The following is a 949-nucleotide window of genomic DNA, read 5'->3' as shown; positions in this document are numbered from 1 at the left end:
GAGATACGAGATACGAGAAGCTTGCGCTAGCTGGGCACAGTAACGCAAGCATTTTCAGAGCCTAACGCTTAATAACCACCGTTAACGCTCGAGAACCACAAACTCCATATTGTGCTTGTTTTTCTCATCCGCCTGATAAGTATCATTAAAGCTCTGCTTCCAACCTTCTCCCCAGTCTGGGAATTGAGTATCACCATCCACATCAAAATCGATATAAGTCAGGTATAACTTGTTCGCTTTTGGTAAGCAGCTTTCATAGATTGAACCGCCACCGATGATCATCACTTCATCAACATCACTAACCAGCTCTAGTGCTTTTTCAATCGAAGTTACCGTCGTGACGCCTCCGATTTCTAAACTCTCGTCGCGGCTGATTACAACGTTCAGCCTCCCCGGTAAAGGACGTCCAATTGAATCGTAAGTCTTACGTCCCATCACGACAGGTTTACCCATAGTTGAACGTTTAAACCATGCGAAATCTGCAGGTAAATGCCAAGGCATCTGATTGTCTTTACCAATTACACGGTTGTTCGCCATTGCCGCTATCATGCTGATGATCATAAATCGAAAGTCCTGTCCTTACTTGAAAATGAAGTTGAAGCTAGACGATAGGTCTACGACGGTAGAATAACAGCCCAGGCACTGCTAAGCCAACCGCAAGCCCTGCGATAATGAACATCGATTTCAAAAAGTTCTCCATCAACAATGCCAATAGTTCTGGGTTGTATCCTGCTCGGTTAATCTCAACCATGGCAATCATCGCCTTAAAGGCAAACACGCCAGGGACCATCGGAATCAAGGCTGCAACCGTAAATACTTTCGGGTGTGCTAACAATTTATGCGACCAGTGCACCCCTATCATGCCGACCAATGTAGCAGCAAAGAACGTCGCCCATTCAATGGGAATGCCGAAATGCATCATTAAGTAACGGCTACCGTGGCCAATGGA

2 protein-coding genes are annotated in these 949 nt (G+C 45.7%); both read right to left on the bottom strand.

Annotation, left to right across the window (positions count from 1 at the left end; genetic code table 11):
* Positions 1-81: 81 nt before the first annotated feature.
* Positions 82-561 (bottom strand): type 3 dihydrofolate reductase, encoded by a 480-nt coding sequence (folA, locus tag AB4653_RS27555; protein ID WP_009847829.1) that lies wholly within the window; start codon positions 559-561, stop codon positions 82-84.
* A 40-nt stretch (positions 562-601) separates the two neighbouring features.
* Positions 602-949: threonine/serine exporter family protein (locus AB4653_RS27550; RefSeq protein ID WP_372105832.1), on the bottom strand; the 348-nt coding region annotated here is incomplete at its 5' end.

The sequence above is a fragment of the Vibrio sp. 10N.222.48.A3 genome (assembly GCF_041475345.1).
Lineage (GTDB): Bacteria > Pseudomonadota > Gammaproteobacteria > Enterobacterales > Vibrionaceae > Vibrio > Vibrio tasmaniensis_A.
The sequence above is the reverse complement of the archived record's forward strand: the minus strand, read 5'-3'. Positions and strand labels throughout refer to the sequence as shown.

Coding starts and splice junctions, on each gene's coding strand:
- folA (WP_009847829.1), bottom strand. CDS start 561: ATGATCATCAGCATGATAGCGGCAATGGCGAACAACCGTGTAATTGGT.